At 69.5% G+C, this 26,258-nt stretch carries 23 protein-coding genes and 1 tRNA gene; 16 read left to right on the forward strand and 8 right to left on the reverse strand.

Annotated features, from left to right (window positions below; translation table 11 throughout):
* The first annotated feature begins 2 nt into the window (after positions 1 to 2).
* The 10 genes from FZN60_RS00075 to FZN60_RS00120 all read left to right on the forward strand — a co-directional run bounded on the left by FZN60_RS00075 (position 3) and on the right by FZN60_RS00120 (position 11,143).
* Entirely contained in the window at positions 3 to 992 is a 990-nt protein-coding gene (locus FZN60_RS00075; protein WP_158869838.1) for an ABC transporter permease, read from the forward strand.
* Positions 989 to 2,101 carry a M42 family metallopeptidase gene (locus tag FZN60_RS00080; RefSeq protein ID WP_158869840.1) on the forward strand — a complete coding sequence of 371 codons (1,113 nt, stop codon included), beginning with the start codon at positions 989 to 991 and terminating at the stop codon, positions 2,099 to 2,101. The genes FZN60_RS00075 and FZN60_RS00080 overlap by 4 nt, the downstream gene beginning before the upstream one ends.
* Positions 2,098 to 3,594 carry an FGGY-family carbohydrate kinase gene (locus tag FZN60_RS00085; protein WP_158869843.1) on the forward strand — a complete coding sequence of 499 codons (1,497 nt, stop codon included), beginning with the start codon at positions 2,098 to 2,100 and terminating at the stop codon, positions 3,592 to 3,594. The genes FZN60_RS00080 and FZN60_RS00085 overlap by 4 nt, the downstream gene beginning before the upstream one ends.
* A 45-nt stretch (positions 3,595 to 3,639) precedes the next feature.
* Entirely contained in the window at positions 3,640 to 4,635 is a 996-nt protein-coding gene (locus FZN60_RS00090; RefSeq protein ID WP_158869845.1) for an autoinducer 2 ABC transporter substrate-binding protein, read from the forward strand.
* 102 nt (positions 4,636 to 4,737) lie between these two features.
* On the forward strand, positions 4,738 to 6,222 hold the full coding sequence (locus FZN60_RS00095) for a sugar ABC transporter ATP-binding protein (protein ID WP_158869847.1): 1,485 nt from the start codon (positions 4,738 to 4,740) through the stop codon (positions 6,220 to 6,222).
* The gene (locus FZN60_RS00100; protein ID WP_246726494.1) at positions 6,222 to 7,241 is read left to right on the forward strand and encodes an ABC transporter permease; all 1,020 of its coding nucleotides are present in this window, start codon (positions 6,222 to 6,224) and stop codon (positions 7,239 to 7,241) included. Before FZN60_RS00095 ends, FZN60_RS00100 begins: the two co-directional genes overlap by 1 nt.
* Before the next feature lie 32 nt (positions 7,242 to 7,273).
* A complete protein-coding gene (locus FZN60_RS00105) occupies positions 7,274 to 8,272 on the forward strand; it encodes a dihydroxyacetone kinase subunit DhaK (RefSeq protein ID WP_158869849.1) in 999 nt (332 codons plus the stop codon).
* 14 nt (positions 8,273 to 8,286) lie between these two features.
* Positions 8,287 to 8,913, forward strand: coding sequence for a DAK2 domain-containing protein (locus FZN60_RS00110; protein ID WP_158869851.1), 627 nt, complete (start codon positions 8,287 to 8,289; stop codon positions 8,911 to 8,913).
* Entirely contained in the window at positions 8,910 to 9,971 is a 1,062-nt protein-coding gene (locus FZN60_RS00115) for an aldo/keto reductase (protein ID WP_158869853.1), read from the forward strand. Before FZN60_RS00110 ends, FZN60_RS00115 begins: the two co-directional genes overlap by 4 nt.
* A gap of 131 nt (positions 9,972 to 10,102) precedes the next feature.
* A complete protein-coding gene (locus FZN60_RS00120) occupies positions 10,103 to 11,143 on the forward strand; it encodes a zinc-dependent alcohol dehydrogenase family protein (protein ID WP_158869855.1) in 1,041 nt (346 codons plus the stop codon).
* Positions 11,144 to 11,294: 151 nt separating this feature from the next.
* On the opposite strand, the gene FZN60_RS00125 is transcribed toward FZN60_RS00120, so the two are convergent.
* Entirely contained in the window at positions 11,295 to 12,011 is a 717-nt protein-coding gene (locus FZN60_RS00125) for a hypothetical protein (RefSeq protein ID WP_158869857.1), read from the reverse strand.
* Between the two features lie 755 nt (positions 12,012 to 12,766).
* Between FZN60_RS00125 and FZN60_RS00130 the strand changes: the two genes are divergently transcribed.
* The 4 genes from FZN60_RS00130 to FZN60_RS00145 all read left to right on the forward strand — a co-directional run bounded on the left by FZN60_RS00130 (position 12,767) and on the right by FZN60_RS00145 (position 16,937).
* Positions 12,767 to 13,321, forward strand: a complete 555-nt coding sequence (locus tag FZN60_RS00130; protein ID WP_158869859.1) for a dihydrofolate reductase family protein — start codon at positions 12,767 to 12,769, stop codon at positions 13,319 to 13,321.
* Positions 13,322 to 13,490: 169 nt separating this feature from the next.
* A complete protein-coding gene (locus FZN60_RS00135) occupies positions 13,491 to 14,438 on the forward strand; it encodes a DMT family transporter (RefSeq protein WP_199266445.1) in 948 nt (315 codons plus the stop codon).
* Positions 14,439 to 14,676: 238 nt separating this feature from the next.
* Complete coding sequence (locus FZN60_RS00140; protein ID WP_158869861.1) at positions 14,677 to 15,003, forward strand: hypothetical protein; 327 nt, start codon at positions 14,677 to 14,679, stop codon at positions 15,001 to 15,003.
* A 311-nt stretch (positions 15,004 to 15,314) separates the two neighbouring features.
* Positions 15,315 to 16,937, forward strand: coding sequence for an ABC-F family ATP-binding cassette domain-containing protein (locus tag FZN60_RS00145; protein ID WP_158869863.1), 1,623 nt, complete (start codon positions 15,315 to 15,317; stop codon positions 16,935 to 16,937).
* Positions 16,938 to 17,324: 387 nt separating this feature from the next.
* Here FZN60_RS00145 and FZN60_RS00150 read toward each other — a convergent pair.
* Positions 17,325 to 17,409 (reverse strand) — tRNA-Leu (locus FZN60_RS00150).
* A 349-nt stretch (positions 17,410 to 17,758) separates the two neighbouring features.
* Here FZN60_RS00150 and FZN60_RS00155 point away from each other — a divergent pair.
* Together FZN60_RS00155 and FZN60_RS00160 are read left to right on the forward strand one after the other, a co-directional pair.
* On the forward strand, positions 17,759 to 18,772 hold the full coding sequence (locus tag FZN60_RS00155) for a complex I NDUFA9 subunit family protein (RefSeq protein WP_158869865.1): 1,014 nt from the start codon (positions 17,759 to 17,761) through the stop codon (positions 18,770 to 18,772).
* The gene (locus FZN60_RS00160) at positions 18,769 to 19,551 is read left to right on the forward strand and encodes a TSUP family transporter (protein WP_246726495.1); all 783 of its coding nucleotides are present in this window, start codon (positions 18,769 to 18,771) and stop codon (positions 19,549 to 19,551) included. The genes FZN60_RS00155 and FZN60_RS00160 overlap by 4 nt, the downstream gene beginning before the upstream one ends.
* Here the strand turns inward: FZN60_RS00160 and FZN60_RS00165 are convergent.
* From FZN60_RS00165 to FZN60_RS00190, 6 genes are all read right to left on the reverse strand, one after another.
* Positions 19,541 to 20,347 carry an ABC transporter ATP-binding protein gene (locus tag FZN60_RS00165; protein ID WP_422570198.1) on the reverse strand — a complete coding sequence of 269 codons (807 nt, stop codon included), beginning with the start codon at positions 20,345 to 20,347 and terminating at the stop codon, positions 19,541 to 19,543. The two genes, FZN60_RS00160 and FZN60_RS00165, sit on opposite strands and share 11 nt — an antisense overlap.
* Positions 20,344 to 21,195, reverse strand: coding sequence for an ABC transporter ATP-binding protein (locus tag FZN60_RS00170; RefSeq protein WP_158869867.1), 852 nt, complete (start codon positions 21,193 to 21,195; stop codon positions 20,344 to 20,346). Before FZN60_RS00170 ends, FZN60_RS00165 begins: the two co-directional genes overlap by 4 nt.
* Positions 21,192 to 22,118, reverse strand: a complete 927-nt coding sequence (locus FZN60_RS00175) for an ABC transporter permease (RefSeq protein WP_158869869.1) — start codon at positions 22,116 to 22,118, stop codon at positions 21,192 to 21,194. Before FZN60_RS00175 ends, FZN60_RS00170 begins: the two co-directional genes overlap by 4 nt.
* Positions 22,115 to 23,173 (reverse strand): ABC transporter permease, encoded by a 1,059-nt coding sequence (locus FZN60_RS00180; protein WP_158870596.1) that lies wholly within the window; start codon positions 23,171 to 23,173, stop codon positions 22,115 to 22,117. Before FZN60_RS00180 ends, FZN60_RS00175 begins: the two co-directional genes overlap by 4 nt.
* A gap of 63 nt (positions 23,174 to 23,236) precedes the next feature.
* Complete coding sequence (locus tag FZN60_RS00185; protein WP_158869871.1) at positions 23,237 to 24,868, reverse strand: ABC transporter substrate-binding protein; 1,632 nt, start codon at positions 24,866 to 24,868, stop codon at positions 23,237 to 23,239.
* A 137-nt stretch (positions 24,869 to 25,005) separates the two neighbouring features.
* Positions 25,006 to 26,064 (reverse strand): dipeptidase, encoded by a 1,059-nt coding sequence (locus tag FZN60_RS00190; protein ID WP_158869873.1) that lies wholly within the window; start codon positions 26,062 to 26,064, stop codon positions 25,006 to 25,008.
* Positions 26,065 to 26,258 lie beyond the last annotated feature (194 nt).

Genomic DNA, 26,258 nt, shown 5'->3' on the forward strand with positions numbered 1-26,258 from the left:
GCATGAGCGTCAGGCGCGACACCACCGGTTCCTACGTCCTCGGCCTCGGCGGGCTGACGCTCGCGATCTTTTTCGTCCTGTCGCTCCTCGCGCCGAACTTCCTGACGCTCGCGAACCTCAACTCGATGGGCTCGCAGTTTCCCGAATTCGGGCTCCTCGCCTTGGCCGTCCTGCCGACGATGATCTCGGGCGGCATCGACCTCTCGGTGGTCGCGGTCGCCAACCTTGCCTCGATCGTCGCGGCGCTGATCCTGCGCGCCGGGCCGGAATATGCTTGGGTGGCGGTGCCGGCCGCGCTCCTCCTCGGGCTCGCCTGCGGGCTCCTCAACGGCTGCCTCATCGCGTACCTGCGCCTGCCGCCGATCCTCGCGACGCTCGGCACGCTGCAGCTCTTCGGCGGCATCGGCATCGTGATCACCGGCGGGCCGGCGATCACCGGCATTCCCGAGTGGTACGGCGCCTTCGGCAACGCTTCGATCGGCGGCGCGGTGCCGGTGCCGCTCCTCGTCTTCGTGCTCGTCGCGCTCGGCCTCGGCCTCGTTCTGCGCTTCACGGCGACGGGGATGCGGGCGCGGCTCTACGGCGCCAACCCGCTCGCCGCGCGCTTCGTCGGCATGCCGGACAAGGCGCTGATCCTCAGGATCTACGCCATCGCCGGCGTGATCTCGGCGCTGGCGGGCCTCGTGATCCTGGCGCGCGTCAACTCGGCCAATGCCGACTACGGCGGCTCCTATCTCCTCCTCGTCATCCTCATCAACATCCTGGCCGGGGTCAGCCCCTTCGGCGGCTCGGGAACGGTGGTCGGCATCGTGCTCGCCGTCGTGACGCTGCAGCTGATCTCGTCGGGCCTCAACTTCCTCGCCTTCACCGCCTTCGCCCGCGACCTCGTCTTCGGCGGGCTGCTCATCCTCGTCATGGCCGCGCGCGTCGTCGCCGACGGGGGCTGGATTCCCCGTTGGCGGACGCGGCGGGCCAAAGGAACACCCGCATGACCGAACCGAAGGCGCGCCTGCGCCAGCTCCTCGCCGACCTGATGCTGGTGCCGGGCCTGTCCGGCCACGAGGACCGCGTGCGCCGCCACATCGCCGGCGTCCTGAAGGGTTTCGGACTTGAGTCCCGCGCCGACCGGCTCGGCAACCTCATCGCGACGCTGCCGGGCGAGCCCGGCGCGCCGAGCGTCATGCTCTTCGCCCACACCGACCAGCTCGGCTTCGTCACGCGCAAGATCGAGGCGAACGGCCTCATCCGTGTCGAGCGGCTCGGCGGCGTGCCGGAAAAGGCGCTGCCGGCCCAGGCCGTGCGCTTCTGCATCGGCGAGGGGCGGGACGTGTCCGGCATCGTCGCCAACAAGAGCCACCACGCGACGCCGCCGGAGGAGAAGTACAAGGTCACGCCCTATGCCGACCTCTTCATCGACGTCGGCGCGGATACGGCCGATGAGGTGCGCGCGCTCGGCATCGAGATCGGCACGCCCGTCGTCTACGAGCCGCGGGTCATGCACCTCAACGAGAACCGCGTCGCCGGCACCTCGGTGGACGACCGGGCCGGCTGCGCCGTCGTCGTCGAGGCCGCACGCCTTCTGAAGGACGTCTCGCCCCGGCCGACGATCCACTTCGTCTTCGCGGTGCTGGAAGAGTTCAACCTGCGCGGCGCGATGGTGGCGGCCCAGGCGCTCAAGCCCGACATCGCCATCCAGCTCGACCTCGCGCTCACCGCCGATACGCCGGACATGACCCATCGCGGCGAGGTGCGGCTCGGCGGCGGGCCGGCGATGAGCCTCTACTCCTTCCACGGCCGCGGCACGCTGAACGGCACCATCCCGCATCCGGCGCTGACGGCGCTCGTCGCGAAAACCGCGACGGAGGACGGCATCCCGCTCCAGCGCACGGCCCATGTCGGGGCGCTGACGGACTCCTCCTACGTCCAGCTCGTCGGCGAGGGCGTCGCCTGCATCGATCTCTGCTTCCCCAGCCGCTACACCCACACGGCGCTGGAGGTCTGCGATCTCGACGACCTCGTCGGCCTGACAAGCCTCTGCGTCGGCGCGATCCGGCGCATGGGCGATGACGGCTTCGACCTCGACCGGGACCTCTACACGTGAGCGGCGCCTTTCTCGGCATCGACGTCGGCACCTTCGAAACGAAGGGCGTCCTGGTCTCCGAGGAAGGAACGGTGCTGGGCCAAGCCCGGCGCGCGCACCGGATGATCGTGCCGCAGGCCGGCTGGGCCGAGCACGACGCGGAAGCTCACTGGTGGGGCGAGTTCGCGGCGATCTCGCGTGAACTGGTGGAAGCCTCCGGCCTCTCGCCCGAGCGCGTCCTCGGTGTCGGCGCGAGCGGCATCGGCCCCTGCATGCTGCCGGTGGATGCCGGCGGAAACCCGCTGATGAACGCCGTCCTCTACGGCGTCGACACCCGCGCCCATGCCGAGATCGCCGAGCTGACCGGGCGGATCGGCGAGGCCGCGCTCCTGGAGCGCACGGGCAACGCGCTGACCTCCCAGTCGGTCGGACCGAAGATCCTCTGGCTGAAGCGCAACCGGCCGGAAATCTTCGACGCGGCCGACGGCTTCGTGAACTCCACGACCTTTCTCGTTGAGCGCCTGACCGGCCGGCGCGTCCTCGACCATTATTCCGCCGGCAGCTTCCAGCCGCTCTACGACGTCGCCGCCCAGGATTGGGCGGACGACCTGATGGAGGGCATCGCCGAGCGGCGGCGCCTGCCCGAGCTCCTCTGGACGACGGAGATCGCCGGCCGCGTGACGCCGGACGCGGCGCGGGCGACGGGGCTCGCCGCGGGAACGCCCGTCATCGCCGGCACCATCGACGCGGCGGCGGAGGCGGTCAGCGTCGGCGTGTCGAAGCCCGGCGACACGATGATGATGTACGGATCCACCGTCTTCATCATCCAGGTGACGGAGAGCCGTGGCCGCGACGCGCGGCTCTGGTACGCGCCCTGGCTCTTTCCCGGCTGCCACGCCCTGATGTCGGGTCTGGCGACGAGCGGCACGCTGACCCACTGGTTTCGCGACCGCTTCGCCCGCGAGCTTCCGGCCGGCGAGGCGATGGGCGTCCTCGCCGCGGAAGCCGCCGCCTCGCCGGCGGGGGCGCGGGGGCTCCTGGTGCTGCCCTACTTCTCGGGCGAGCGCACGCCGATCCACGATCCGCATGCCAAGGGCATGTTCTTCGGTCTGGACCTGACGCACGAGCGCGGCGACCTGTTCCGCGCGACCCTCGAAGGCATCGCCTACGGCGTGCGCCACGTGGCCGAGACCTATGCCGAGACCGGCAACCCGGCGAGCGTGCTCTCGGCCGTCGGCGGCGGCACGAAGAACGCCGTCTGGAGCCAGGCTGTCTCGGACGTGTCCGGGCTGCCGCAGCTTTTGCGTCGCGAGAGCGTCGGCGCGAGCCTCGGCAGCGCCTTCCTGGCCGCGCTCGGCACGGGCCGCGTGGTCGAGGCCGACATCGAGCGCTGGAACCCGCCGGCCGATCGCATCGAGCCGCGCAGCGACCTCGCGCCGCTCTACGAGGCGGGCTTCCGCACTTATCGCGAACTCTACGAACGCACGCGCGATCTCATGCGCGCGCGCTCCTGAGCCAAGTCGAGAACCGGCATGACGCCGAACAAGGGGAGAGAGAACATGGCAGGCAAGTTCAGGACCGCGCTTCTGGGAGCGCTCGCGGCGACCGCCATCGCAGGCGGCATGGTCGGCACGGCTGGCGCCCAGGACAAGAAGGAGATGGTGACGGTCGTCAAGCTCTCCGGCATCGCCTGGTTCAACCGCATGGAGGAGGGCGTCAAGGAATATGCCGAGGCGACCGGCAACAACGCGACGCAGGTCGGCGCCGCGACCGCCGACGCCGCCCTCCAGGTCCAGCTCATTGAGGACCTGATCGCCCGCGGCGTCGCGGCGATCAACGTCGTGCCGAACAGCCCCCAGGCGCTGGAGCCGGTGCTCAAGCGCGCCCTCGACAACAAGATCGTCGTCGTCGGCCACGAAGGCGCGACGCTCCAGAACGTCACCTACGACTTGGAGGCCTTCGACAACAAGGCGTACGGCGAGCACCTGATGGAGGCGCTGGCGCAGAAGATGGGCGGCGAGGGCGAGTACGCCGTGCTCGTCGGCTATCTCACCTCCGTCACCCACAACGAGTGGGTCGACGCGGCGATCGCCTACCAGAAGGACAAGTATCCGAAGATGACGCTGGTCGGCGGCAAGCTCGAATCCGCCGAGCAGCAGCAGCAGGCCAACGCCAAGGTCCGCGAGCTCCTGCGCACCTATCCCAACCTCAAGGGCATCCAGGGCTCGGCCGGCGAGGACGTCGTCGGCGCCGCGCTCGCCGTCGAGGAGGCCGGGCTCAACGACCAGGTCTCGATCGTCGGCACCAGCCTGCCCTCGGTCGCCGGCGCCTATCTCGAGACCGGCGACATCGACATGATCTCCTTCTGGGATCCCGCCAAGGCGGGCTACGCGATGAACGTCGTCGCGGCGAAGGCGCTCGCGGGCGAGACCGTCAAGTCCGACGACGACCTCGGCGTCGAGGGCTACGAGAAGGTCCGCGTCGACGGGAAGGTGATCTACGGCCAGGCCTGGGTCGACGTCACCGCCGAGAACATGGACGAGTACGACTTCTAATCCTTGCCCGGCCCCGGCTCCGCCGGGCCCTCTGAAAAGTCGCGCCCGGCTCCGACCGGGCGCCGATCCCTGTTTTCTGTTTGCGTCAGACCGGAGTTCTTCATGGCCGAACCCGTCCTCTCCATGTCCGGCATCCGCAAGGCCTACGGGTCGGTGCGCGTGCTGGAGGAGGTCGGCCTGCGACTCGAGCCCGGCGAGGTGCGCTGCCTCGCGGGCGAGAACGGCTCCGGCAAGTCGACCCTGATCAAGATCCTGTCCGGCGTCGTGCCGGCCGACGAGGGCACCGTCTCGATAGGCGGCCGGACCATCGCGGGCGACGCGCGCGCCGCCATCGCCGCCGGGCTGTCGGTGATCTACCAGGACTTCTCGCTCTTTCCGAACCTCACCGTCGCCGAGAACATCGCGCTCCTGAAGAGCACGGCCGCGCGCGAGCGCTGGCATCGCGCCCGCGCCGACCGCCGTCTCGCCGAAGAAACGCTGGCGCGCATGGGCGTCGACATCGACCCCGCGACCCTCGTCGAGCTCCTGCCCGTCGCCTCCAAGCAGCTCGTCGCCATCGCCCGCGCGCTCGCCAACGACGCGCGCGTCATCGTCATGGACGAGCCGACGACGGCGCTGACCCGCAGCGAGGTCGCGCGCCTCGCCGGCATCGTCTCGGCCCTGAAGGCGCAAGGGGTCGCCTTCCTTTTCGTGAGCCACAAGACGGAGGAGGTCTTCGCCTTCTGCGACACGATCACGGTTCTGCGCGACGGCCGCGTCGTGGCGGACGGGACGGCGGCCGAGTTCGACGGGGCGCGCCTCGGCCGCGAGATGACGGGCCGGGCGGTGGAGACCCAGCGCATCGAGCGGGCGCCGGCGCCGCAGGCTCCGCCCTTCCTCGTCGCCCGCGGCCTGTCGCGGCGCGGCGACTATGCCGGCATCGACCTCGACCTTCGGCCCGGCGAGGTCGTCTCGCTGGTCGGCCTCCTCGGCTCGGGCCGCACCGAGCTGGCGCTCTCGCTCTTCGGCATGGTCTCGCCCGACGAGGGGCGGATCGAGGTGGACGGACGGCCCGTCCACTTTCCCTCCGCCATCGACGCCATGGCCGCCGGCATCGCCTACGTGCCCGAGGACCGGCTGACGGAAGGACTCTTCCTCGACCAGCCGATCGCCGACAACATCAACGTCGCGACGCTTTCGAGCGGGTTCCTGTCGCGCGCGGCGCTCAAGCGCCGGGCGGTCGAGGCGGTGAAGCGCCTGCGCATCAAGACGCCGGGCGTCGAGCCGAACGTCGCGACCCTTTCCGGCGGCAACCAGCAGCGCGTGGTGCTGGCGCGCTGGATGGAGCGGAGCCCCAGGCTCATGATCCTCAACGGACCGACGGTGGGCGTCGACATCGGCTCCAAGCGCGAGATCCACGAGATCCTCCTGGCGCTCAGCCGCGCCGGAACCGCCGTTCTCGTCGTCACCGACGACATCGGCGAGGCGCTGGCGCTCTCCGACCGCATCCTCGTGATGGTGAAGGGCCGCGTCACTGGCGCCTTCGACGCCGCCGAGATCGAGGAGGACCGCCTCTACGCCGAAGTCACCAAGGAGGCACGGGCCTGATGCCGATGCGCCGCTTCACCAACGCGCTCGCCTCGCCCCAGGCCGTGGTGCTCGCCGCCGCGATCCTGTTCGCCCTCGTCATCGCGGCGTTCAATCCCGGCTTCCTGTCGCTGGCGACGTTGGTCGACCTGCTGCGCAACTCGCTGGTCACCGGCATCTTCGCGCTCGGCGTCCTGATCGTCCTCGCCTCGGGCGGCATCGACGTGTCCTTCACCGCCATCGGCGCCTTCGCCATGTACGCGACGATGAGCCTCGTGATGGGCCTCGACGTGCCGATGCCGATCCTCGGCTTCTTCGTCCTGTCGGCGCTGATCGGAGCCCTGCTCGGCCTCGTCAACGGCGTCCTCATTGGCGGCCTCGGCCTTCCGACGCTGATCGTGACGCTGGGGACGCTCAGCCTGTTCCGCGGCGCGCTCCTGACCTTCGTCGGCACGACCTACATCACCAACGTGCCGCGCAACGTCATCTCGTTCGCCCGCACCATGATCCTGCGCCTGGAGAACGCCGTCGGCCAGCTCGTCTCGCTGCCGCTCTCCTTCGTGGTGCTCGTCCTCGTCACCCTCTTCGTCGCGTTCCTCATGAACCTCACCCGCTTCGGCCGTTCGATCTACGCGATCGGCGGCTCGGAGGAGGGCGCGCGGCGCATCGGCATCGACGTCGCCCGCGTGAAGGTCTGGATCTACGTCATCGCCGGCACGATCGCGGGCCTCGCCGGCATGACGCACATGACGCTGTCGCGCATGGCGAACCCGTTCGATCTGGTGGGCACCGAGCTCAACGTCATCGCCGCGGTGGTTCTCGGCGGTGCGCGCATCACCGGCGGGCACGGGACGGTGACGGGCACGCTGCTCGGCGCGCTGGTCATCACGCTCATCAACACCTCGCTCCTCAGCGCGGGCGTGCCCTCCTACTGGCAGAAGGTGGTGGTGGGCATCCTGATCGTGCTCGGCACCGGCCTGCCGATCCTCATCGACCGCTTCGCCAAGCATCGCGAGCGCCTCGCCCGCGCCGCCGTCTGACACCACGCGTTTCCCAGGGAGGGACGAACCCCGTGAAGAAGATCCTCAACCGCCCCGATTCCTACGTCGACGAGATGCTGGAGGGATTCACGCTCGCCCATCCCGAGTTCTACGCCCAGCCCGAGCGCCGCGTCATCGCGCGCCCCGGCGGCGGGACGAAGGGCAAGGTCGGCATCGTCACCGGCGGCGGGTCCGGGCACCTCCCGGTCTTCACCGGCTATGTCGGCCCCGGCTTCCTCGACGCCTGCGCCATCGGCGACGTCTTCGCCAGCCCTTCGGCCGAGCAGATGGCCGCCGCCATCCGCCACGCGGACGGCGGGGCAGGGGTCCTGCGCCTCTACGGCAATTACGGCGGCGACGTCATGAACTTCGACATGGCCGGCGAGATGGTCGACCTGGAGAACGACATCCGCACCACCACCGTGGTGCTCGCCGACGACGTGGTCTCCGCACCGAAGGAGGAAGCCGAGAAGCGCCGCGGCGTCGCCGGCATGATCTACGCCTTCAAGATCGCCGGCGCTGCCGCCGACACCATGGCCGACCTCGACGAGGTGACGCGCGTCGCTCAAAAGGCGGCCGATGCCTGCCGCTCGATCGGCATGGCGCTCACCCCCTGCATCGTGCCGCAGGCGGGCAAGGCCCATTTCGAGATCGGCGAGGGCGAGATGGAGATGGGCATGGGCATCCACGGCGAGCCCGGCATCTGGCGCGACAAGCTGAAGCCCGCCGACGCCATCACCGACGAGATGATCGACCGCATCCTCGCCGACCGCGCCTTCGGCAAGGGCGACCGGCTGTCGGTGCTGGTCAACTCGCTCGGCGCGACGCCGCTGGAGGAGCTCTACATCATATATCGCCGCGTGAAGGCGCGCTTCGACGACATCGGCGCCGAGATCGTCATGCCGCTCGTCGGGCGCTACGCGACCTCCATGGAGATGACAGGCGCGACGATCACCACGATCGCCCTCGACGAGGAACTGGAGCGTCACCTCAAGGCGCCGGCCGCCTGCGCCTACTGGCGCGTCGGCTGAGGGAGGGCGGCGCCATGACCGGCGGAACGATCGACAGGGACGGCATCAAGGCGGCGCTCGCGCGCGTCGCCGCGGGCGCGGGCGCGGCGGCGGACGAGCTGAACGCCGCCGACGGCCAGCTCGGCGACGGCGACCTCGGCATCACGGTCTCCAAGGGCTTCGCGGAGGCCGCGAGCGCGGATCTGCCGGAGGATGTCGGCCTCGCCCTCCTCGAATGCGCCAAGGCCTTTCAGCGCGTGTCGTCCTCGTCCTACGGGACGCTCGTCGCGACCGGCTTCATGGCCGCGGCCAAGGCGACCAAGGGCAAGACGACCGTCCAGGCGGACGAGCTCACCTCGCTCGTGGCCGCGGCGCGCGACGCGATGATGGCGCGGGGCAAGGGCAGCCTCGGCGACAAGACGGTGCTCGACAGCCTGGACGCCGTGTCGAAGGCGCTGGAGGATGCGGCGGCCGTCGACATGGCCGACGCGGCCCTGTCCGCCGCCCGCGACACGCTGGCGGCCTTCAAGGGCAAGCCCTGCAAGCTCGGCCGAGCGCGCATGTTCGCCGAGAAGAGCGCGAGCCTGGACGATCCCGGGCAGCTCGCCTTCCTGCGCATCGTCGAGGCGCTGGCCGGGCGCGGCGGGGAGGGCGCCGCATGAAGTACCGCACGCTCGGCCGCACGGGGCTGAAAGTCTCCGCCATCTCCATGGGCACCTTCTCCTTCGGTGGGGAGGGCGCCTTCGCCAAGGTGGCGGACCAGGGCGTGCCCGAGGCGCGCCGACTGGTGGATGCCTGCATCGAGGCGGGAGTGAACCTCTTCGACACCGCCAACATGTACTCGCTGGGCCGCTCGGAAGAGATCCTCGGCGAGGTGCTGGAGGGACGGCGCGACGACGTCCTGATCTCCTGCAAGGCGCGCATGCGCATCGGCCCCGGCCCGAACGACGAGGGCGTCTCGCGCCATCACCTGATCCGCGAATGCGAGCGGAGCCTCAAGCGCCTGCGCACCGACCGGATCGACGTCTATCTCATGCACGAATGGGACGGGCTGACGCCGCTGGAGGAGATGCTGGAAGCCCTCGACACGCTGCGCGCACAGGGCAAGATTCTCTACGCCGGCTGTTCCAACTATTCCGGCTGGCACGTCATGAAGGCGCTCGGCATCGCCGAGCGCAGCCGCCTGCCGCGCTTCGCCGCCCAGCAGATCCACTACACGCTGGAAGCGCGCGAGGCCGAGTACGAGCTGCTGCCGCTCTCCGTCGACCAGGGCGTCGGCGTCATGGTCTGGTCGCCGCTCGCCGCCGGGCTCCTCTCCGGCGCCTTCCGCCGCGATCGTGCGCCGGAGGACTCGCGCCAGGCCAAGGGCTGGAGCGAGCCGCCGATCCGCGACGAGGAGCGGCTGTGGCGGATCGTCGACGTGGCCGCTGAAATCGCCGACGCGCGCGGCATCACGCCGGCGCAGGTGGCGCTCGCCTGGACGCTGTCGCGCCCCGCCGTCTCGACGCTCGTCGTCGGCGGCCTGTCGGAGGCGCAGTTCCGCGAGAACTGCGCGGCGACTGAGATCGAGTTGACGGACGACGAGCTGGAGCGGCTGAACCGCGTCAGCCGCGTGCCCTACATCTATCCCTATTGGCACCAGCACAACTTCGCCGCCGGCCGCTTCTCGGATGGCGACCGCGCGCTCCACGACAGCTATCGCGACCTCGGCATGGTCTGAGCGTCGACCGCTCCTGCCTGCCGCCCGGGACCGTGACGGTGGCACTCGTCTCCGACGCGCGTTGCCCCTGGAGCGCCGGGTGGGCGCGGGCTATGAGCCGCGCTGACGATGATGCTGGCCGGAGGTGTCCGATGCGCGCGATGGTTTTCGAGGAGTTCGGCGTGCCGCCGGTCGTGCGGGCGGTGCCCGATCCCGCGCCGACGCCCGGCGGGGTCGTCGTCAAGCTGCGTGCGACGGGCATCTGCCGGAGCGACTGGCACGGCTGGATGGGGCACGATCCCGACATCCGCCTGCCGCACGTGCCGGGCCACGAGCTGGCGGGCGAGGTGGTGGCGATCGGGCGCGAGGTGGCCCGCTTCCGGGAAGGGGACCGGGTGACCGTGCCCTTCGTCGGCGGCTGCGGCCGCTGCGGCGAGTGCCGCTCGGGCAATCAGCAGGTCTGTCCCGAGCAGTTCCAGCCCGGCTTCACCCATTGGGGCTCGTTTGCCGAATACGTCGCGCTCGACTTCGCCGACCAGAACCTCGTCTCGCTGCCCGAAGCCGTCGACGACGCCACCGCCGCGAGCCTCGGCTGCCGCTTCGCCACCTCCTTCCGCGCCGTCGTCGACCAGGGCCGGGTGCGCGGCGGCGAATGGGTGGCGGTCCACGGCTGCGGCGGCGTCGGGCTGTCGGCGATCATGATCGCCCGCGCCATGGGCGCCCATCCCGTGGCGATCGACATTTCCCCCGAGAAGCTCGACTTCGCCAGGCGCCTGGGCGCGGTCGCGACGATCGATGCGCGCGGCGTCGCCGACGTCGCGGAAGCCGTGCGCGAGGTGACGAGCGGGGGCGCGCACCTGTCGATCGACGCGCTCGGCTCGCCGAAGACGAGCTTCAACTCGATCCAGAACCTGCGCTGGCGCGGGCGCCACGTGCAGGTCGGGCTGATGCTCGGCGAGCACGCCACGCCCCGCATCCCGATGGCGCGCGTCATCGCCTACGAGCTGGAGATCTACGGCAGCCACGGCATGCAGGCTTGGCGCTACGACGCCATGCTCGCCATGATGGCCTCCGGCATCCTGAAGCCCCAGGAACTCATCGGCCGGCATGTCGGGCTGGAGGAGGGCGTCGACGCCCTGACCGGCATGGACCGCTCGAGCGACCTCGGCATCACCGTCATCTCGCGCTTCTGACCACGCGGCATAGGCTGTGATGGCCGAAGGCGAGAGCGCGGGGTGTCGCCATCGCCGACACCAGGATGCTCCAGAGGTTATCCCGCCGATGGGCAGCGAAGCCGGCTGCCGCTCCTCGCGCCATCGGAATGGCGGCGTCCTTCTCATGTCTCTAATTCACTGATGTTTTTGCCAGTACCGGTCGCGCCGAGTTGCCGAGGCGTACCAAGCCGCCGGGGCGGTCGATCAGGCCCATGAAGCTGGCCTGCCGTGGCTCCGCCTTCGGCTCGCCGATACGTTCGGGCAGGTAGATGCGCGCGAAGGCGGTGAACTCGGTGAGCTGGCGCAGGAGGTCATCGCCCATCTCGGGGTAACGCCGCGCCGTCAGCGCGTGAATGCCGGTGATGATCCACGTTCGCTCTGCGACGGCTCGGCCTTCGAAGACGTTCCATCGGAACTCGTCGGCTTCGAAGATATCGAGGTAGGCGCGCCACTGGACGCTCGAGAGATAGCGTTGCGGATCGTAGCGCCCCGTGAGCTTGTGGTCGTCGATCCGTTTGCCTCGCATCGCGTCGACCTTGCCGACGAGCGTCACGGTGAGCCCGTCGATCTCGTAGTCGCGCGTTGCCTTCAGTTCGCGGGTCTCGGGCAGATCGATCTCGCCCTCGGCTTCGAACGTGAAGGTGTGGCCCCGCGCAGCGAGGGCGCGATAATCGCCGGGGAGGCAATGTTCGAGCGCGGCGTGGAGCGCGGTGCCGGCGATCATCGCAGGTGTCGGAGGCACCCGCCGACGCAGTTGCGCGAGGAAGTGGTCGAGGTTCGCCTCGTCGTCCTCGCGAAAGCGGCGGAACGCATCAAGGTCCGTGGAGGAGACGCGCAGGGCCGGCATGGGGTAGGCTCGAACGTTGCTGCTGATGCCTCAGGCTTGTTGATCCATACTGCGTGCAAGCCCGCGTGCATAAGCTCGTTCAACCGGCGCGCAACGATCCAGTTCCAACTTAGGTGCCGATCCATAGTGGGGCGAAGGGCGATCTCCCGAGGCCGGCATCCTCGGTGTGGCGCGGCTCGGGCGGGTGGAAAAGCGACCGTCTGCCTCCGGCATTCAAATATTCGATAGCCGCTGCTTTCAGGCGGATTCCGTAGGGACGCTGTGGTATCGCCTCGTGCAGGTTAACGAGGGAGGCTGAGCAAGCTGTTCGTCGTAGACGTCCTTGTCGACATCGTCGGCTATCACACCGCACGGGTGCTCCTTCCCATCCTGAGTATCGGGCAGATCAAAGCGGCCAACTGGACGTCTGAAAAGCCGGGCGGATGGGTTGGCTGCTATCGGGACGAAGAACGCCGCCTTGTTTTTACACCATCAATGGCGGGCTGGATCGGCGTTCTCATGTGGCTGCTGACCTTCGTCATCGTTATCCTTGCGACAGCCAGGTGAGCCTAACCGGGCGGACGGCTCTGAACCCCCGCTTCTCGGTGTGCTGAAGCGAGGCCAGAGCGACGCCAAAGGGTCGTCAACGGTCTGACCGTTTCTAGACATCCGGTTCTACGGTGCCGGTGGGCTTGGCCGGACGATCTCCGCGGATCGGATTTCGGCCGCGAGAAATCCGTCTGCGTTTTTGCGAGCGCGCGGCCTAAGCTCTCCTTATGGGACTCCTGACCTTCAGCATCAACGTCACCCTGGATGGTTGTATCGACCACCAGGAAGGGATCGCGGACGGCGAAACGCATGCTTACTTCACCCGCCTCATGGATGATTGCGGGGGGATACTGTGGGGGCGCACCACCTACGAGATGATGGAGAGTTACTGGCCGGCAGTCGCTCGCGGCGACGTCGAGGCGCCGCCGGCGATCCGCGAGTGGGCGGTCAAGCTGGAGACCAAGCCGAAATACGTGGTGTCGTCGGCGCGGAAGGATTTTCCGTGGACCAACAGCCATCACATCGACGGGGACCTGCGAACAGGCGTGCAGAGGCTCAAGGACGCGACTCCGGCGGGCGTGCTCCTCGGCAGCGGCAAACTCGCGACCGAGCTGGACCGGCTGGACCTGATCGACGAGTACAAGCTCCTCGTCCATCCCAGGATCGCCGGCCACGGCCCGACCCTCTACCAGGGCGGGCTACCCACCACGCGACACCTCGAACTGGTCTCCGCGAAGCCGCTCCGGAACGGCGCAGTAGCCATGCACTACCGGCGCGAATGACCACTTTTGGGACGCGTCCTCGCGGGTCCGTACCGCCGCATTGGGGCCGCCGGCGAACGGGTGGCTTTCCTGCTGACGCTCCAGAAAGCCGGCTTATCTCTTTCGATCCGTTGCGGGGGGCGAGTTTTCGTCACTAGACGCAGCCGGCCGGTCCCTATAGCCGGCGTCGATGACCCGAGTTGCCCCCGCCCATCATGTTCCCATCGATCGGATCCTGCCGGGCATCGGGCTCATGCTGGCCTTCTGCATGGTCGCTCCGCTGATCGACGTCGCCTCGAAGATCGCGGTCCAGTCGGTTTCGACGGGCACGGTGACCTTCGCGCGCTTCCTGGTCCAAGGCGTGCTGATGGCGCCGATCGTTCTTGCCATGCGGCTGCCGGCGCGTCTGGACGCGCGTTCAGGGGGGCTGACGCTGCTTCGCGCCGCGGCCGCCATCGGCTCGACCTTCTGCTTCGTGGCTGCGGTGCGCATGATGCCCATCGCGGACGCGCTGGCGATCGCGTTCGTTTCGCCGTTCATGCTCCTCCTGATGGGCCGCTTCCTTCTCAAGGAGCACGTCGGCCCCCGCCGCATCGCGGCGGCGCTCGTCGGCTTCGGCGGCACGGTGCTGGTGATCCAGCCCTCCTTCGCCCATTTCGGCGCGGCCGCCCTCCTGCCGGTGGCAAGCGCGTTCTGCTTCGCCTTCTACATGCTCGTCACACGCCAGCTCAGCCGCCGGCAGCATCCGGTCGCGATGCAGTTCCACACAGCCATCGCCGCCGGCCTTCTGTGTCTGCCGCTTCTTGGCCTTGGCACAGCCATGGGCCTCGAGCCGATCAGCTTCGTGCTGCCCCAGGGCGCGATCTGGTTCGCGTGCCTCGCAGTCGGCGTCGCCGCCACGATCAGCCACTTGGCGATGACCTATGCGCTGTCCCTCGCGCCGTCATCGACGCTCGCGCCGCTGAACTATCTGGAGATCGTCACCTCGGTGATCTTCGGCTTCGTGTTCTTCGGCGACTTCCCGGCCGGCATGACCTGGACGGGCATCGCCATCATCGTGGCCTCCGGGCTCTACGTCATTCACCGTGAGCGCGTCGCCACGCAGGCGGCGGCCATGCCGGCCGACCGTCCGGTCTAGCAGCCGAACCTCGAGAGCGCGCATCGACCCCGATGGCGCCCGGCAACTCTCGCAAGGGGCGGGGCGGAGCCTCGGCGCGCCGCCTGCTGGTTCACCATGGCGCTTGAGCTTGCCGAGGCATCAACCGGGTTGCGCCGTGAGCTTGACTGCGCGCTTCGCTCCATCCCATCAGTCGCCGCAGGCATGATGGCGCCTTCGCCAGATGCGTCACCTCGTTCCGGAGGTCGGGAGAGTTAAGATGGCACGCAAGGATCGGGATGCGGATTGGATCACGAACGATGCGGTGGACGACAAGCCGGCCGAGACGTGCTGGCTCTGCGGTAGGCCGGTGGGAAAGACCGTGGACCGCTTTCACCCGATACCCAAAAGCCGAGGCGGTCGCGACACCGTACCCGTCCACCCCATCTGCCGGGAAACCATCGACGCCAACTTCACGGCAAGCGAACTGGTCCGGCACGCGGAGGCCGGGAAGGCGCTGACCGACAACGAAACGGTCGCACGTTTCGTAAAATGGGTCGCCAACAAGCCCGCCGATTTTCATTCCGCGACGAAAGCAGGTCGGTAGGAGTTAGGGCGGGGCTGCACCCAGCCCTTATCGAGCATGGCGCAAGCGGTTCACCGCGGCCGCTGTCGATGGATCGAGGCCGGAACGGTGGATTGCCTGCCTTTATCGTCTCAGAAGCAGACGGGCAGATTTCGGCCCATAGCCCTCGCGGATCCCGAGAGCCCTCCGGCTCGGACGACCGGAGTCGACGTGGAAAGCGCGACGGCGCTTGAGCGCCGTCAAAACCGAGCCTGTGACGCCGCGGCCCTTGCGCGGCGATGGACGGGGTGGTTTGAGGCGGCTCCCGCCTCGCGCCCACCTGGAATTCCCGCATGATCCGCCTCGAAAGCATCGGCAAGCAGAACGGCAAGCAGATCGTCTTCATCGAGGCGTCGGCGGCCCTTCAGCGCGGCGAGAAGATCGGCCTCGTTGGCCCGAACGGCGCGGGCAAGACGACGCTGTTCCGCATGATCACTGGCCAGGAGCCGCCGGACGAGGGCCAGGTCTCGGTCGATCGCGGGGTGACGATCGGCTACTTCAGCCAGGACGTCGGCGACATGGCGGGCCGCAGCGCGGTGGCCGAGGTGATGGACGGCGTCGGTCCGGTCAGCGCGCTGGCCGCCGAGATGGCGGAGCTCGAAGCGGCCATGGCCGATCCGGCCCGAGCCGACGAGATGGACGCGATCATCGCCCGCTACGGCGAGGTGCAGGGCCGCTTCGACGAACTTGACGGCTATGCGCTGGACGGGCGTGCCCGCGAGGTGCTCGACGGCCTCGGCTTCAGCCAGTCGATGATGGACGGCGACGTCGGCAAGCTGTCGGGCGGCTGGAAGATGCGCGTGGCGCTGGCGAAGATCCTGCTGATGCGCCCCGACATCATGCTGCTCGACGAGCCGTCGAACCATCTCGATCTCGAAAGCCTGATCTGGCTCGAAGGGTTTCTCAAGGGCTTCGACGGCGCCGTCCTGATGACCTCGCACGATCGCGAGTTCATGAACCGCATCGTCGACAAGATCATCGAGATCGACGCCGGCGCCTTGACCTCCTATTCGGGCGATTACGAGTTCTATCGCCAGCAGCGCGCGATCGGCGAGGCGCAGCAGCAGGCGCAGTTCGAGCGCCAGCAGGCGATGCTGGCCAAGGAGGTCGCCTTCATCGAGCGCTTCAAGGCGCGCGCCAGCCATGCCGCGCAGGTGCAGAGCCGGGTCAAGAAGCTCGACAAGATCGAGCGCGTCGAGCCGCCCAAGCGCCAGCAGACCGTGCGCTTCGACTTCCAGCCGGCGCCGCGCTCGGGCGAGGACGTGGCGACGGTCAAGGGCGTCTCCAAGCGGTACGGCGAGCGCACCATCTACGAAGCGCTCGACTTCCAGGTGCGTCGGCGCGAACGCTGGTGCGTCATGGGCGTGAACGGTGCGGGCAAGTCGACGTTGCTGAAGCTCATCGCCGGCGCCTCGGAGCCCGATTCCGGGACGGTGACGCGGGGCCCCAGCGTCAAGATGGGCTACTTCGCCCAGCATGCGATGGAGCTGCTCGAGGGCGAGCGCACCGTGCTGCAGTCGCTGGAGGACAGCTTTCCGCAGGCGGGCCAGGCCTCGTTGCGCGCGCTCGCCGGCTGCTTCGGCTTTTCCGGCGACGAGATCGAGAAGAAGTGCCGCGTGCTCTCGGGCGGCGAGAAGGCGCGGCTGGTCATGGCCAGGATGCTGTTCGATCCGCCGAACTTCCTCGTCCTCGACGAGCCGACCAACCACCTCGACATCGCCACCAAGCAGATGCTGGTGGAGGCGCTGTCGCGGTTCGAAGGCGCCATGCTGTTCGTCAGCCACGACCGTCACTTCCTGGCGGCGCTGTCCAACCGCGTGCTGGAGCTGACCCCGGACGGCCCGCATCTCTACGGCGGCGGCTATTCCGAATATGTCGAGCGCACCGGCCAGGAAGCGCCGGGACTGCGGACTTAAAGCCCTTGTCGCTCTGAGCAGGTCAGGACGCAGAAGCTCTGCGACGTGCATCGTCGCGCGGCTTCAACGCCGTTCGGCACGCCAACCGATCGAGTGTGTCGACGCCGGGCTGACTCAAGGACGTGGCCGCAATCCACACCTCTGCTGCCACCCGAGGGTGACGCCCGCGGGCCTGCTCGGGGTCCTTCGTGCCGAAGGCATGCTTCACGTCCCACCGTCCGAGTTCCGCCGGGAGATCATCTCGGGGAAGTCGTAGACGCTTGTCTGGGGGTGCTTAACGCGACGCGACATCGAAAGGAAAATACGCCACCCGCTCGTACAAGTCGGGAAGCCGCAAACCTTCGATCTTCGGAAAACTCTAGCCGCATCAACGAGCTAGAGGGGGAATGGTGCCCAGGAAAGGACTCGAACCTTCACGCCTCGCGGCACACGGACCTGAACCGTGCGCGTCTACCAATTCCGCCACCTGGGCACGGGCGGACCATTATGCGGGGGCGCGGCGGAAGTCAACGCGCTCGTTGAGGGTCGGAACGGAAATCCGGCGCCCTCCGCGGAGCGACGAGCGGCGCGTCGCAGCGGCTTCCCGCGGGCGCGCGAACAGGCTACAGGCGGACGGGACGGGCCGCTTCGGCGCAGTGGTGACGGCTCTTCGAGGCGTCGAGCCGCGGGCGTCGGAAGCGCCGGTCCGATGCGGGCGGGCGGCGGCTCGGGAACGGCGGCGACAGCGGCGCGGTTTGGCGACCAAGGACCTGCTCGCGGACAGCGGCGTTTCAGGGGCAGGGCAGAGGCCCGCGGGGCCAGAAGAGCGGAGCGACGGATCGATGGCGATCGACACGAAAGAAACGGTGACGGTGTTCGGCGGCAGCGGCTTCATTGGCCGCTACGTCGTGCGGGCGCTCGCCAAGCGCGGCCACCGCATCCGCGTCGCTTCGCGCCGCCCGCACCTCGCCTATCACCTCCAGCCCAACGGCAATCTCGGCCAGATCATGCCGGTCCAGGCGAACCTGCGCTTTCCCTGGTCGGTGGAGCGGGCGATGGAAGGGGCCCACCACGTCGTCAACCTCGTCGGCATCCTGTCCGAGAGCGGGCAGCAGAACTTCGACGCCCTCCAGGCCGAAGGGCCGCGGGTCGTGGCGGAAGCGGCGGCGCGGGCCGGCATCGGCGTGACGCAGATGTCGGCGATCGGCGCCGACACGGGCTCGCGCAGCGACTATGCCCGCACCAAGGCGGAGGGCGAGGCGGCCGTGCTGTCGGCCGTGCCGGGCGCGCGCATCCTGCGCCCCTCGATCGTCTTCGGCGCCGAGGACCAGTTCTTCAACCGCTTCGCCAACATGGCGCGCTTCTCGCCGGTGCTGCCGCTCCTCGGCGGCGGGGCGACGCGCTTCCAGCCGGTGTTCGTCGGCGACGTCGCCGAGGCCGTCGCCAAGGCGGTCGACGGCGAGGTGGCGGGCGGGCGGATCTACGAGCTCGGCGGGCCGGAGGTGCTGACCTTTCGCGAGATGATGGAGGAGATGCTGCGCGTCGTCGACCGCAAGCGTCCCTTCGTCTCGATCCCCTTCGGTCTCGCCGACCGGCTCGCGGGCTTCGCGCAGCACCTGCCGGGCGCGCCGCTGACACCCGACCAGGTCGTCCAGCTCCAGGTCGACAACGTCGTGTCGGACGAGGCGGTGCGCGAGGGGCGCACCTTCGAGGCCTTCGATATCCGTCCGCACACGATCGACGCGATCCTGCCGACCTATCTCGTGCGCTTCCGCCCGATGGGCCAGTTCACCCGCGGCGGGCCGCTGACGCAGGAAACGCCCCAGGAAAGCGTGCGCGGGCCGACGGGCGTGTGAGCCCGGAGAGCTTCGCCGGCCTTTCGCTTCTGCCCCCGGGCATGGAGCCCGGAACCGGGCTCCTCATGCTGCTCGCCAGCTTCGCCACCTCGGCGCTCACCGCCGCCTTCGGGCTCGGCGGCGGGCTGGCGCTCCTCGCGGCGCTGTCCTTCGTTCTGCCGGTGGCGGCGCTGATCCCGGTGCACGGCCTCGTGCAGCTCGGCTCGAACGTGGGGCGCGTCGTCGTGCAGCGCCGGGCGGTCGCCTGGCGCGTGGTGCCGCCCTTTCTCGCCGGCGGAGCGCTCGGGGCGCTTCTGGGCGCCCGCATGGTGGTGACGCTTCCCGAGCCGGTGCTGCTGACGGCGCTCGGCCTGTTCGTTCTCGCGATCACCGTCCTGCGCCTGCCGCGCCTCGCCGTCATCGGGCCGCTCGGCTTCGCCGCCGCGGGCTTCGGTACGACCTTTCTCACGATGTTCTTCGGCGCCACGGGGCCGCTCAACGCCGCGGTCCTGTCGAAGACCTTCGCGGACCGGATGACGCTCGTCGGCACGCTCGCCGCGATTACTGCCGTCCAGCACGCCCTGAAGGGGCTCGCCTTCCTGGCGCTCGGCGTCGCACTCGCGCCCTATGCCGGGCTGATCGCGGGCATGGTCGCCGTCGGCTTCCTCGGCACGCTCGCGGGCACGGCCTGGCTCCGGCGCACGAACGAGGCGCGTTTCCGGCAGGCGCTGACGGTGCTGCTCGTCCTCGTTTCGCTGGATCTCATCCGGCGCGGCGTGACGGGGCTGATCACCGGCTGACGGGTACGGCCTCCGGTGCCGGCGCGCCGCGGCGGAAGCCTTCGCTCGCGACGAGGAGGGCTCGCGTGTAGTCGGCGGACACGGCGCGGCTGTCGAGGCTCGTGCGCGACAATTCCTCCACCATCCGCCCGTTCTGCATGACAAGGAGGCGGTCGCACATGTGGTCGATCACGGCGAGGTCGTGGCTGACCATCAGGAAGGTCAGGCCCTTCTCGCGGCGCAGGCGATTGAGAAGGTTCAGGATCTCGGCCTGGATCGAGGCGTCGAGCGCGCTCGTCGGCTCGTCGAGAAGAAGGATGTCCGGCTCGGTGACGAGGGCCCGGGCGATCGCCACGCGCTGGCGCTGGCCGCCGGAGAGCTGGTGCGGCAGGCGGAAGCGGAATTCGGGGCCGAGGCCGACGTCGGACAGGACGGCGGAGACGCGCGCATCGCGGTCCTTGAAGCCGTGGATCTGGAGCGGCTCGGACAGGACGCGGTCGACGGTGTGGCGGGGATGGAGCGAGCCGTAGGGGTCCTGGAACACCATCTGGACGCGGCGCGCGAAGGCAAGGCGGCCGGCGGGCGGCGCTTCGCCGTCGATGCGGACCGTGCCCCCGGTGACGGGCGCCAGGCCGCAAATGGCGCGCAGGATCGTCGACTTGCCCGAGCCGGACTCGCCGACGAGGCCGAAGGACTGGCGCGGAGGCACCGTGAACGACACGCCGTCGACCGCGGCGACGCGGCGGCCGCGACCCTCGAAGACGACGGTGAGGTCGCGAACCTCGATGCGCGGCGGGGATGGGGACGCGGCGCTCACGGCAGGGGTGTTTCCCAGCTCGGCTCGCGCGACAGGGTCGCGAGCGGCGCGCCGCCGCCGCCGATGCGCGGCAGGCAGGCGAGGAGGCCACGCGTATAAGGGTGGCGGGCCTGGGGCAGATCCTGCGCGGCGATCTCCTCGACGATCCGGCCGCGATACATGACCAGCACGCGGTCGCAGAAGGTCGAGACGAGGCGCAGATCATGGCTGATGAAGAGGAGGCCCATGCCCCTGTTCCGAACCAGGCCGTCGAGGATCCGCAGGACATCGAGCTGCACGGTGACGTCGAGCGCCGAGGTCGGCTCGTCGGCGATGAGGAGCTCAGGCTCGGGCACCAGCATCATCGCGATCATCACGCGCTGGCCCATGCCGCCGGACAGCTCGTGCGGATGGCTCGCCAGCACCCGCTCGGGATCGCGGATCGCGACCTCCTCCAACATGCGGACCGAGCAGGCGCGGATCTCCGTAGACGACAGCCGGCCGTGGACGCGCAGGGCCTCGGCGATCTGGCGGCCGACGGTCATCACGGGGTTCAGCGAGTACTTCGGATCCTGCATCACCATGGCGATGCGCGCGCCGCGAAACTTCCGCATCTCCCGCTCGGAGAGGCGGGTCAACTCGGCGTCGCCGAAGCGGATGGAGCGCGCTTGCGACCGGCCGGGCGGGCGCACGAGGCCGAGCACGGCGCGGCCGGTCATCGACTTGCCCGAGCCGGACTCGCCGACGATGCCGACGCGCTCGCGCCCGACCTTGAAGGAGATGCCGCGCACGGCCTCGACCGGGCCGCGACGCGTGTCGAAGGTGATGCGGAGGTCCTCGACGGAAAGGAGCGGGGGGCTCGCGCTCATCGCTTGGCCGAGCGCGGATCGAGGACGTCGCGCAGCCCGTCGCCGAGGAGGTTGAAGCCGAGGCTGACGAGAAGGATGGCGATGCCGGGGATCGTCGCGACCCAGGGGTTGGTCAGGAGGAACTGGCGGCCCGAGGAGATCATCGCGCCCCATTCGGCGAGCGGCGGCTGGGCGCCGAGGCCGAGGAAGCCGAGGCCGGCGGCGGTGAGGATGATGCCCGCCATGTCGAGGGTGACGCGCACGATCACCGAGGACAGGCACATCGGCACGACGTGGAAGAGGATGATGCGCGGCGTCGAGGCGCCGCCGAGCCGCGCGGCGGCGATGTAGTCGGAGCGGCGCACGGTGAGCGCCTCGGCCCGCGCGACGCGGGCGTAGGGCGGCCAGGCGGTGAGCGCGATGGCGATCACGGCGTTCTCGATCGAGGGGCCGCGCGCCGCGACGAAGGCGAGCGCCAGGACGAGGCGGGGAAAGGCGAGGACGATGTCGGTGAAGCGCATCAGGACGCGGTCGACCCAGCCGCCGAGCGTGCCCGCCACGGTGCCGATCAGGAGGCCGAAGAGCGGGGCGGTGAGCGCGACGATGGCGACCACCGAGAGCGTCACGCGCGAGCCGTAGACGATGCGCGAGAAGATGTCGCGGCCGAGCTCGTCGGTGCCGAAGATGTGGCCGTTCCAGCCCGGCGGTTGGAGGCGGCCGGCGAGGTTCTGGGCGTCCGGCGCGTGCGTCGCTATCAGCGGCGCGAAGGCGGCGGTGAGAAGAAGTGCGAGGATCAGGAGCGCGCCGAAGACCGTCAGCGGGTTGCGGGCGAGGTCCGACACGGCGCCCCAGAGCGCGATGGCGCGGGCATGGCCGCGCGAGCGGGGCGTGTCGCTGTTCAGCCAGGCGCGAAGGCCGGTCCTTTCGGGGGCAAGGCTCGTCATCGCGCCCTCGGATCGACGATGCGGTAGAGGAGGTCGGACAGGAAGTTCAGGAGGATGAAGGCGACGCCGACGACGAAGGTGCCGCCGAGGACGGCGTTGAAGTCGCCGGCGAAGAGGGCGTTGGTGACGTAGAGGCCGATGCCCGGCCAGGCGAAGATCGTCTCGGTCAGGACCGATCCCTCCAGGAGCGTCGCGTAGGAGAGCGCGACGACGGTGATCAAGGGTACCGCGGCGTTGCCGAGCGCGTGGACCCAGACGACGCGGGCCTCCGAGACGCCCTTCACCCGCGCGGCTGTGACGTATTCCTGGCCGAGCTGCTCCAGCATGAAGGAGCGCGTCATCCGGGCGATATAGGCGAGCGAGAAGTAGCCGAGCACGCAGGCCGGCAGGACGAGATGCGAGAGCGCGTTGCCGAAGACGTCCCAGGCGCCGGACAGGGCGCTGTCGAGGAGGATCGAGCCGGTATAGGGCGTGACGTCGAACTCGTAGGAGAGCTCGAAGGCCGTATCGAGCCGGCCGGGGCCTGCGGTCCAGCCGAGCTGGCCGTAGAAGACGAGGAGCGCGACGAGGCCAAGCCAGAAGACCGGCACGGAATAGCCGAGGAGCCCGACGACGCGGATCAGCTGGTCCGGCCATCGGCCCTGATGCGTCGCGCAGATGACCCCGGCGGGGATGCCGACGAGAACGCCGAGGAGGGTCGCGAGCGTCGCCAGCTCCAGCGTCGCGGGAAAGGCGCCAGCGACGTCCTGGAGGACGGGGCGGGAGGTGAGCGTGGAGCGGCCGAAGTCGCCCGTCAGGACGTCGCCGGCATAGGTGGCGAACTGCTCCCAGAGCGGCCGGTCGAGGCCCAGCGCCACGCGCGCCGCCTCGTACTGCGCCTGCGTCGCGCGGTCGCCGACGATGGCGAGCACCGGGTCGATCGGCACGACGCGCGCGATCAGGAAGGTCACTAGCAGGAGGCCGAACAGCGTGACGAGAAGCGTGCCGAGCGTCGTCGCCGAACGGCGCAGTATGCGGGGAAGCGCGAAGCCCCTGCCGGGGGCGCCGCGCTGCATCTCGGCACGCGGCACGGTCTCGGCGGGAGAGGGACCCGGAACGGTCACGGCGGGGCGCAGGTGCTACTGCGCCGCGCCGCCCTTGCTAACGGTCCAGTAGAAAGCCGAGGAGACCGCGCCGCCGGCCTTGAAGCCCTCGACGCCGTCGCGCACGCCCGTCGGCTCGGAGCGCTGGAACATGATGGCGAAGGGCGAGGACTTCTGGGAGATGCGCTGCATCTCCTCGTAAAGGGCCCGGCGCTTGTTCTCGTCCTTCTCGACGACGGCCTCGGCCACCATCGGCGTGGTTTCGGTCGCGGCATAGGCGTTGCGCCAGGCGAGGTTGCCTGTCAGCTGGCCCTCGTCGGTGTTGTCGGCATTGGCCGCGAAGACCGAGGCGTTGGTGTTGGGGTCGGGATAGTCCGGCCCCCAGGTCTGGAGCGTCAGCTGGTGGTTGCGGGCGCGGAAGATCGACAGCGCCTCGGCGCCGGTGGTCTGGCGGATCGAGGCCTTGATGCCGCCCTGGGCCAGCGAGCCCTGGAGGGCCTGCGCGATGTCGATGCGCTCCTGCTCGTTGCGGATCAGGATCTCGATCGGGAAGCCGTCGGGGTAGCCGGCCTCCGTCAGGAGCTGCTTGGCCTTCTCGACGTTCTGCGCATAGGGCTTGTCGTCGATGGCGCCGAGGAAGCCCTGCGGCAGGAAGGACTGGTGGACCTGGTTGGTGCCCTTGACGATGCTGTTGGCCATGCCTTCGTAGTCGATGAGGTACTTGATGGCCTCCATCACCTGGGGCTTGGCCAGGATCTCGTTCTTCTGGTTGCCGGAGAGGTAATAGATCTGGCCGCGCAGCTCGGTCTGCATGCGCGTGCCCTCCGCCGCCTCGATGGCGTCGATGTCGGTGGGCGCGATGTTGCGGGCGATGTCGACGTCGCCGTTCTCGAGCAGCAGGCGCTGCGTCGCGGGCTCCACCACGTGGCGCACGAAGACGCGCTTCAGCGGCACCGGCCGGTCGAAGTTCGGGTTCGCCTCGAGGATGACGCTCTCGTTCGGCTTCCAGGCGCGCAGCATGTAGGGGCCGGAGCCGGCCGAGTTCACCGAGAGCCAGGCATTGCCGAGGTCCTCGCCCTCGACGTGCTCCATCACCGTCTGCATGTCGACCACCGAGCCGACCTCGGCCGTCAGCGCGTTGGTCACGAAGGTCGGCGCGTAGGGGCGGTCGAGCTTGATGACCAGCGTCTGGTCGTCGGGCGCCGTCACCGTCTGCTCGATGTTTTCCGGCGTCAGGCCGAACTGGGTGAGGATGAAGGCCGGGGACTGGTTCAGCCGCACGACGCGCTGGATCGAGAAGGCCGCGTCCTTGGCCGTCACGGGATTGCCCGAGGCGAAGGCCCGGCCCTGGCGGATCTTGAAGGTGAAGGTCTGCCCGTCTTCCGAGACGGTCCAGCTCTCGGCGAGGCCCGGCACCGGCTGGAGCGTCGTCGGGTCGATCTCGACCAGCGTCTCGTAGATGTTGTTGATCTGGTCGAGGCCCGAGAACTCGAAGGCCTGAGCCGGATCGAGCGAGATCAGGTCGTCGATGCCGTTGGCGATCACCAGCGTATCGGCCGGCGTTTCGGCGAGCACGGCGGGCGCCGCGCCGAAGAGCGCCAGGGCGGCGAGCGCCGTCCCGAGCGCGAGACGGGAGGCGGTTCCGGTGCGGCGGGCGAGGGTCGACATGGGAAGAGCCTTTGTTCGTCGGGTCCGGCCGCCAGGGTGGGACGATCCTGGTGAATCGCCCCTGCGCCGCAACCGCGCGAAGGCTATCCAGCGCCGTATCCCTATGCAAGGCCTGGCTTTGCCGGCTCCCGAGCGGCTCAGCCGCCCCAGGTACGCTGGAGGACCGAGAGCCAGTTCTCGCGCGCGATCTTGGCGACCAGCGCGTCGCCGAAGCCGGCCGCGCGCATGGCGCCGACCAGCCGCGGCAGGCCGGCGGCGTCGCCCACGGCGTGGGGGATGGTCGCCCCGTCGAAGTCCGAGCCGAGCGCGACGCCGTCCTCGCCGAGCCGCTCCACCATGGCGGCGAGGTGGCGCACGAGGACGTCGAGCGCCGTATGCGGGTCCATGGAGCCGTCCTCGCGCAGAAAGGCCGTGGCGAAGTTCAGGCCGACGACGCCCCCGCTCGCCCGGATGGCCTCGAACTGCGCGTCGGACAGGTTCCGGCTGTGCGGGCAGAGGGCATGGACGTTGGAGTGGGTGGCGACGAGCGGCGCCGTCGAGAGCGCCGCGACGTCGCCAAATCCCTTCTCCGTCATGTGGCTGAGGTCGACGACGATGCGCAGCTCGTTGCAGCGCTTCACCAGCGCGCGTCCCGCCTCGCTCAGGCCGCCGCCATGGTCGGCGGTCGCGGGAAAGCGCATCGGCACGCCGTCGCCGAAGACGTTGTTGCGGCTCCAGACCGGTCCCAGCGACCGGAGGCCCGCCGCGTGGAGGACGTCGAGCATGGCGAGGTCCGGTCCGATCGCCTCGGCCCCCTCGACGTGGAAAACGGCCGCCATCGCGCCGCGGGCGATCGCCGCTCGAATCTCGGCGACGGAGCGGCACACGGCGAGCGCACCCTTCGAGGCCGCTTCCAGGCGGAACAGGATGGACGCCATGCCGATCGTCGCGGCGACGCCCTCGGCCGGGTCGAGCGGGGTCGGAAGCGGAATAGCGTAGCCGCCTTTCGGCATCCGGTCGATGAGGTTCGGATCGTGCGGCGAGGGCGGGAAGATCGCGAAGAGGCCGCCGGCAAGGCCCCCGGCACGCGCCCGCGGCAGGTCGATGTGCCCGGCGCGGGTTCCGGACAGGAAGCGGTCGATCGCCCCGTCGCCCTCGTTCCATAGGCGCAGGAGCACGTCGTTGTGCCCGTCGAAGACGGGAAGGATGTCCGCCATGGCAGGGGTCTCGTTCGCAAGGCGCCAAAAGGGCCGGGTGTCCCATCGTCCGGGATCGCGGCGCCGGACGCAAGCGCCGGCCTCGTCGTGGGAGCCGCCATCTGCGAAATCGCCGCCGCCGCCCTAGACTTGTTTCTCGCATCGCGAAGCGGCCGGAACCGGCCGCCGTCCCCCGTAAGTCGTCGCCGGAGTCC

Source organism: Antarcticirhabdus aurantiaca (genome assembly GCF_009765365.1).
GTDB classification, from domain to species: Bacteria; Pseudomonadota; Alphaproteobacteria; order Rhizobiales; family Rhizobiaceae; genus Antarcticirhabdus; species Antarcticirhabdus aurantiaca.

What these genes read in the sequence shown, in the direction of transcription:
- FZN60_RS00075 (WP_158869838.1), top strand. Translation starts at nt 3, where the DNA reads ATGAGCGTCAGGCGCGACACCACCGGTTCCTACGTCCTCGGCCTCGGC.
- FZN60_RS00080 (WP_158869840.1), top strand. Translation starts at nt 989, where the DNA reads ATGACCGAACCGAAGGCGCGCCTGCGCCAGCTCCTCGCCGACCTGATG.
- FZN60_RS00090 (WP_158869845.1), top strand. Translation starts at nt 3,640, where the DNA reads ATGGCAGGCAAGTTCAGGACCGCGCTTCTGGGAGCGCTCGCGGCGACC.
- FZN60_RS00095 (WP_158869847.1), top strand. Translation starts at nt 4,738, where the DNA reads ATGGCCGAACCCGTCCTCTCCATGTCCGGCATCCGCAAGGCCTACGGG.
- FZN60_RS00100 (WP_246726494.1), top strand. Translation starts at nt 6,222, where the DNA reads ATGCCGATGCGCCGCTTCACCAACGCGCTCGCCTCGCCCCAGGCCGTG.
- FZN60_RS00110 (WP_158869851.1), top strand. Translation starts at nt 8,287, where the DNA reads ATGACCGGCGGAACGATCGACAGGGACGGCATCAAGGCGGCGCTCGCG.
- FZN60_RS00115 (WP_158869853.1), top strand. Translation starts at nt 8,910, where the DNA reads ATGAAGTACCGCACGCTCGGCCGCACGGGGCTGAAAGTCTCCGCCATC.
- FZN60_RS00120 (WP_158869855.1), top strand. Translation starts at nt 10,103, where the DNA reads ATGCGCGCGATGGTTTTCGAGGAGTTCGGCGTGCCGCCGGTCGTGCGG.
- FZN60_RS00125 (WP_158869857.1), bottom strand. Translation starts at nt 12,011, where the DNA reads ATGCCGGCCCTGCGCGTCTCCTCCACGGACCTTGATGCGTTCCGCCGC.
- FZN60_RS00130 (WP_158869859.1), top strand. Translation starts at nt 12,767, where the DNA reads ATGGGACTCCTGACCTTCAGCATCAACGTCACCCTGGATGGTTGTATC.
- FZN60_RS00135 (WP_199266445.1), top strand. Translation starts at nt 13,491, where the DNA reads ATGACCCGAGTTGCCCCCGCCCATCATGTTCCCATCGATCGGATCCTG.
- FZN60_RS00140 (WP_158869861.1), top strand. Translation starts at nt 14,677, where the DNA reads ATGGCACGCAAGGATCGGGATGCGGATTGGATCACGAACGATGCGGTG.
- FZN60_RS00145 (WP_158869863.1), top strand. Translation starts at nt 15,315, where the DNA reads ATGATCCGCCTCGAAAGCATCGGCAAGCAGAACGGCAAGCAGATCGTC.
- FZN60_RS00155 (WP_158869865.1), top strand. Translation starts at nt 17,759, where the DNA reads ATGGCGATCGACACGAAAGAAACGGTGACGGTGTTCGGCGGCAGCGGC.
- FZN60_RS00170 (WP_158869867.1), bottom strand. Translation starts at nt 21,195, where the DNA reads ATGAGCGCGAGCCCCCCGCTCCTTTCCGTCGAGGACCTCCGCATCACC.
- FZN60_RS00175 (WP_158869869.1), bottom strand. Translation starts at nt 22,118, where the DNA reads ATGACGAGCCTTGCCCCCGAAAGGACCGGCCTTCGCGCCTGGCTGAAC.
- FZN60_RS00180 (WP_158870596.1), bottom strand. Translation starts at nt 23,173, where the DNA reads ATGCAGCGCGGCGCCCCCGGCAGGGGCTTCGCGCTTCCCCGCATACTG.
- FZN60_RS00185 (WP_158869871.1), bottom strand. Translation starts at nt 24,868, where the DNA reads ATGTCGACCCTCGCCCGCCGCACCGGAACCGCCTCCCGTCTCGCGCTC.
- FZN60_RS00190 (WP_158869873.1), bottom strand. Translation starts at nt 26,064, where the DNA reads ATGGCGGACATCCTTCCCGTCTTCGACGGGCACAACGACGTGCTCCTG.